Annotated in this window: 4 protein-coding genes and 1 pseudogene; 1 reads left to right on the plus strand and 4 read right to left on the minus strand. The window is 53.2% G+C overall.

Features of this window, described 5'->3' with window-relative positions; all coding sequences use genetic code 11:
* Positions 1-117: 117 nt before the first annotated feature.
* From AB1S50_RS18625 to AB1S50_RS18640, 4 genes and pseudogenes are all read right to left on the minus strand, one after another.
* Positions 118-369 carry a hypothetical protein gene (locus AB1S50_RS18625; protein ID WP_367152707.1) on the minus strand — a complete coding sequence of 84 codons (252 nt, stop codon included), beginning with the start codon at positions 367-369 and terminating at the stop codon, positions 118-120.
* A gap of 452 nt (positions 370-821) precedes the next feature.
* Positions 822-1,283: pseudogene (locus AB1S50_RS18630) on the minus strand (type I restriction endonuclease); the annotation flags it as partial.
* Between the two features lie 504 nt (positions 1,284-1,787).
* Positions 1,788-2,780, minus strand: coding sequence for a recombination-associated protein RdgC (gene rdgC / locus AB1S50_RS18635; protein WP_367152709.1), 993 nt, complete (start codon positions 2,778-2,780; stop codon positions 1,788-1,790).
* A gap of 770 nt (positions 2,781-3,550) precedes the next feature.
* Complete coding sequence (locus AB1S50_RS18640; RefSeq protein ID WP_367152711.1) at positions 3,551-5,041, minus strand: alpha/beta fold hydrolase; 1,491 nt, start codon at positions 5,039-5,041, stop codon at positions 3,551-3,553.
* A gap of 137 nt (positions 5,042-5,178) precedes the next feature.
* Between AB1S50_RS18640 and AB1S50_RS18645 the strand changes: the two genes are divergently transcribed.
* Complete coding sequence (locus AB1S50_RS18645) at positions 5,179-5,877, plus strand: hypothetical protein (protein WP_367152712.1); 699 nt, start codon at positions 5,179-5,181, stop codon at positions 5,875-5,877.
* Positions 5,878-6,004: the final 127 nt, after the last annotated feature.

Below are 6,004 nucleotides of genomic sequence, written 5' to 3' on the forward strand. Positions count from 1 at the left end.
AGGCCGAGCTGCAGCGATTTATTCGTGTTCATAACCGCGATCTTGCCAAACCATTTAAATGGACAAAGAGCGCCGACACGATACTGGCTTCAGTGCGGCGAGCCAAAAATGTGCCACCTAATTAACCGCATGGCCCACTAGTTCTAAGCGGTATAGTTGGACGCTCTCATCAATAGCTGACTTTGCCCACTTTTTTGCATTATTTTCTGAGTTTAGCGCTGAAACATCAAGTGCCAAGGTGTCAGCATACCAGTTGTGAGTGCGCATATATGCATGGGTTTTTTTCCATGCCTGAGCCATGATTACCTCATCTCCCAAATAGCTGTCGGTTGGGAGAAGTTGGCGATATTTTCCGTCAATGAGTTTCATTTAAACATCCTTTAGAAATTTTCTTCTAGCAGTTTCTTCGTCTTATATCGTTTAAGTAGGACTTTATCTACTGTCCCGGCCAATTCACTATCCAACATTTTGGTAGAGTTCTATACGTACTTTCATCGTTGAGTTAGTGCTGGCGAAGCGAGCAATATGTTTTGTATGCCTGATTATCAGAGAGGCTAGCTATAGTAATGGCAGCTATGGATCTCCAACTTGATATCCGTTACATGAGTAATTTATGAGAAGACTTAGCGGCTTTGATCTTCCATGCGTTTTGGGGTTATTTGTGTGTATTTAGTCAGCGGCCTAGGCGATTCTTGGCGAGCCCCAATCTCGTTTGAGAACTCGTTCATAGGTTACGCTGATGTCCAGTGTCAATCTCTGAAATGAGATTGCGGTCCAGTGTCACCTGACTGTGGTGCATGGCGTAGGCGGGCAGTTGCGGTAACCGGCAGTTGTTCTTTGGTGTAGCCTTTCCAGGCGCAGTAGTTCTGCCATAGGGTCTCCGGGCTGGGTAAGTCGTTCAGAGGGATTCCCCGCTCGAGAGGGCCGCCATTGTCCAGCGCGGTCTTATCGTGAAACACAAAGGCATCGCCGTTGCTGGCAAATACAAAGGGCACATCCAGTAATTTGGCGTAGTCGAGGGCCTGTTGCATGCCTTTGCCGACTTCGTGCTTATTGGCTTTAGCCTCAATCACGGCTAACGGCATACCGGGTTTGAGGTAGAGGACGATATCTGCGGATTTAACGGTTTTACGCGCACCTACTTGCCCGCGGACTATCACTTTGCCATCGCGCAACTTTACCTCCTGGCGCAGCTGGTTGTGCCGGTCCCAGCCGGCCTGCTCAATGGCAGGGAGGATACATTTGGTGATGATGTCCGCTTCGGAAAACTGCTTCTTATCCATATGATGCAGGCCTGCAGCTGGGCCACGGGGCCCTATTATGATTTTTTAATGATTATTGCGACTAAATCTATCACAGGATGGGCTTTAGGGGGTATGGAGTGGTCAGCTGGTTTGCCCGGTTTGGATGGCTGGCTAGAAGGCATTTGGAAATGCTCTCAGAATTATTTTTGTTATTTCCCGATTTTGCCATTGGATTGATGACTTTCCTGCCTTTGTTTGGGTAGATCCGGAATGCACAGGGTAGTGTAAAGAGGGGCCTCTCCGTCGGAAATCATGAAGACGGATACTCCAAGAGCGTGGTTAAGGAGGTTTTTGTGGGCTATCTGGAAAAGTGATTTGGCAGTGGAACTAACTGCCAGGCCCAACTCGTTATCTCAGCCCACAAGGGCTGGTGAGATTTCGTTCAGACCCGTCGGGCAGGCGGGTTTTCTGGGATGAGGAGACCAGCCGCCTGCACACGTGCTGGTCCGTCTAATCCTTGTGGCTGCCCTCGGGATCAGTGGCTCAAAAGGCCACTTCCTCCACTTCCCGGGCCGCCTGCTCAGTTTCTGAACGGGAGGCCTTGGCGACCAGTGCTTCGACACTGACGGACTCTGTATTGACGCCACCAAAGGCGGCGAGCAGATCTTGGAGCATGGCGGAGATCTCAAGGGTCATCACCGCAAATTCCGTATCGAAGCGCTGCGCCGCATCCTCACTGTCGACACTGTCCGCCTTTTCCAATAGCGTATCGCTGAACTTTACGCGCTTGAGGGCAAGCTGCTCATCTGCCAGGAACTCGACCCCACCGCGCCATACCAGCCCGAGTTTATAGACCTGCAGTCCGGCCACCAGGTGGTTGTGAATCTCCTCGGCACACAGCTCCTGGTTTTTGCAACGAATAACGCTGCCGCTGTCTTTGGGGTCGCGCAGCTCGCACTCGTGCCCAAACTCAAAGTGTGCAGGTGCTTCTGTCGCGGTAAGCCAGTGGGTCATCGCCTGCTGGGGCAGGTTTTTTGCCGAGAGCGGTATGACGGCGAGGCTGCTGATGGCTTCGCGCAAATTCTCCAGCATTTCCTCTGCCGCAGAGGCGGATGAAGCATCCACGACGATCAGGCCCTCGTCGGGGGCGATATATGCATATTGCAGGCGGGAGCGGGCAAAGGCCCTGGGGCGCATCTCCAGCAGTACATCGTCCTTGAGGTTTTGGCGTTCTTTGCGGCCCACCCGGCGGGCCTCTCTCTCGTAAATACCCTGTGCCAGCTCTTCCACCTTTTCATTGATCACGGCTGCGGGAAGAACCTTCTCCTGCTTTTTGGCACAGATCATTAAATAGCCGTTGGTGGCGTGCACCAGTTGACTGCCGTGGCGGCCCAGGGGTGCCACCCAGCCATAGCGGGCACTGTCCTGGCTGCCACAGGGCGTGAAGGCGAAGGCTTCCAGCAGTTCGCTCAACTTGTCGGCGTCCAGGGTGAATTCTTTGGTGAAGCGATAGAGCCGGAGGTTTTTAAACCACATACATCAGGCCATCTGTTGTTGCGTTACATGGGAAACAGCCAATTATGTAGCATCCCGCTTGGGTCAGCCAGTGGATTTTTAGCAACGACTGGTCTGCCACCAGCCTATGGGGCTCCCCAATTCCCGGGACAAAGGGAGCGCGGCGCGGCCCTTGGTGTCACCATTCAGCCATACAGCCCATATTGTATAAAATTTGGACGGGTGGATTAGGCTAACTGGGAATGGCCGGATAAGTAAAACCCCGGGAAGCACCGGATTTACGGGGTTTTTACATGCTGCCTGGGACAGCGGCTTGGCATGGGGCGGGTCTGTGGCGCCACTTGGACTTTTTTGCACCGCTGGTCGAGGACAAGCAGCCTTGACCTTCGTGCAGCGTCTTGCCAAGGGGCGCCACAGGTTCCGCTGAGGGAGTAATGAATTAAACGTAGGCACCCTGGCAGATTGTTGAAAAGGCCTCCCTGGCTTTCTTCAACCCGGGGTTTCGGCGCATGTCCGCAAACCCTCCACGACAAATCACGCAGTTACATACTTGATTTGTGGCCTGAACAGTCCTGTTCGGGGCAGCAGGCTGCTGAAAAACACTTTTTCAGCAGCCTGCTAGAAGGCAATGACTTGTCTTCAAAAGCTCGCCTTTTAGGTATTGGCGGAATCCACAAGTTTAAATTTCCATACCTGAAGTTTTCTTCTGCCCAAGAATTTTTTCACAAGGATATTAAATTTTTAGTCATTCAATAGGCCCGCTCCTGGATAAAGTCACCAGGAGCAGAAAACTACCGGGAGGCAATTTCCTGCAGGCTCAGTTTTGGTAACGGCAGGGTAATGGTGGTGTTAGGAAGCGCTTTGTTCTGCATAAAAAACTGCATGTTTTCCAATACTTCGGGTGACGACATAAACAGGTTGTGCCCGCCATACACCACCTTTACCTGGGTCAGATTGCTGAGGCCGCGTACCGCAGCTTTCTGTCCTTCAGGGTAGGTTCGCCCGTCCAGGGTGCCAGTAAATAATAAGGTAGGGATCGACGATTGCGGTGCGCTGCGAAAGGCATTCCCCAGGTCCAGTTTTTCATCCAGCCTGTTCAGCGCAGGCATCGGAAAATTCAGCCAGGTCCCCAGCAGACTCGACTCGGCCTGTCGCGTCACCAGTTTCAGGCGTGCAGGAGTAATACCAGACGCCATGTCCATGGCCAGCGACATCAGGGAAAAGCTTAGCGGCTTGTCCTGGAAAATACCGCGCTGCAGAACACCTGTCAGGGTGCGGGTGTTGCCTTTATCCAGTTCGGTGTAGGTGCGGATCAGCATTGCCAAGTATTGGTTGGGATCGGCAATCATCATACCGGCCAGGCGCTGCATGTGGTGTGCCTGAAACAGCATCTGCTGCTCACTAGCATCTTTTTTCGGTATGGCCAGCTTCAGAGGCGCCTCATGCAGACGTCGATGCACTCGTTTAACCAACGCGGGCAAGTCGGCCACAGCGGATTTTAGGGGTTGCTGATCGATCACCTGCTGGACACGGGCAAAATAAGCATCTGTGTGAGCAGGCAATTTAACCGTCTGGTTCAGGCCTTCCGCACTGGCAAGGATGGCTCTGTTAATCTGTTCGGGAAACAGTTTCATTGCTGTGAGTGCCAGGTGGCTACCGTAAGAAATTCCCCACAGGTTAACCTGCCGGGCGTTCAGGTGCTGGCGCAGGTCATTGATATCCCACGCATTTTGCACGGTGGTGTATCCGTACACGTCGATACCCTGTTCCCGCCACCTGGCCAGGCATTCGCGTGCCGCCTGCTGATATCCCTGGGCAAATGCTTTCGCAGTGACGACTTCTTTTAAGGGGATGGTGACGGAAGAGTCACATCTTGGCGCCTTTTCCGACTCGCCGGTGCCGCGTTGATCCAGTGCAATGACATCACCGAACTCCCGCATCGCCATAAACAGTGGAAAGCGCCTCCGCTTGGCCGTCCCTATCCCCGAGCCGCCGGGTCCTCCCGCCAGGTAGACCATGGGCGGCCCCTGGACGTCACCGGTAGCAGCAAAGCGTACATAATTAATGCGGATTTTTCGGCTTTGTGGATTGTTGCGGTTCTCGGGTACCCAGAAATGACCCGAGAAGGCTTCTGTGCTTTGCCCATCATTGGCAGTAAAGGTTATGGGGGTTTCGTTGGTGTAAGTCCGGGTTTCGGCCGATTCGGAATGGTCGTCCGAGGCCTGGGCGCTCAGCGCATATATGGCCAGGGTTGTGGCTACTAAAGAACCTACAAATCGCATACTATGACTCCTTATCAATGGTTGAAGCCATTAGGTCGTATGCATCGCCCCGATGCCCAGCGTTATTCGCCGAGCGGGCGGTTTTACCGGCCTGTACCGTTAAGCGGTAGCGTTTTTTCGATGAGCGGCAACAAGGGATGACGTTGAAATCAGGTCTTTTTGATCCCTGGCAGTATTTGCTATGGCTGCTGCTATGGATGAGCCCCCTCAGTAGCCTGGCCGAGGTTCCCATCCCCTTTGATGCTGCGCCTATTGTCCGCGTCTGCGAACCTATGGATATACCGGAAGGGGTGCCTGATTTTGACGGCCCGGGATGTAGGGATTTACCCCTCTATCAGGTTAACCCCCAACACACCTATTTGTGGCTCAGGCTCACCTTCGATCGCAGTTCGCACTGGCGGCGGCTCACTCCGCCTTACGGGGTGTTTGTATTGGGCAAGGCGGCCAGTCGGGTCTATCTCAACGGTCAATTATTGGGCAATAACGGCACGCCTGCGGCTGACAAGCGGGAAGTTCCCGGCACCATGGATAAGGTGTTCTATCTGCCCGAAGCTCTGCTCAAGGACAGAGGCAATGAACTGATTCTGGAGTTGTCTGGCCAGCATAGCCTGGTCGAACTGGGCTACCCCCTGCACTTTATCGGCTTTGGTCACTACAATGATCCCAGGCTTTTCGTGCAACAATACAGGGGGATGGGGCTGATTTTGACCGGCGCCTTTTTGCTTGGCGCCCTGTATTTCTTAACCGTCAGCTTTGGCCGGCATGGGCATCGCCACCAGAAGTTGTTTGGGGCCATGTGTCTGATAGCCGCACTACAATTGCTAGGGAACGTCTGAATAACTCAACAATCGCTACGGCAGTATCAGTATTTTCTGGTGCGGGCCTGAATTTGACCAAAACAACCCTGAGATTGTTTGTTTTTTCACCTGGAATCTACTTCTCAGCAGATTCCAGGTGCACTGG

This window comes from Microbulbifer discodermiae, assembly GCF_040742695.1.
Lineage (GTDB): Bacteria > Pseudomonadota > Gammaproteobacteria > Pseudomonadales > Cellvibrionaceae > Microbulbifer.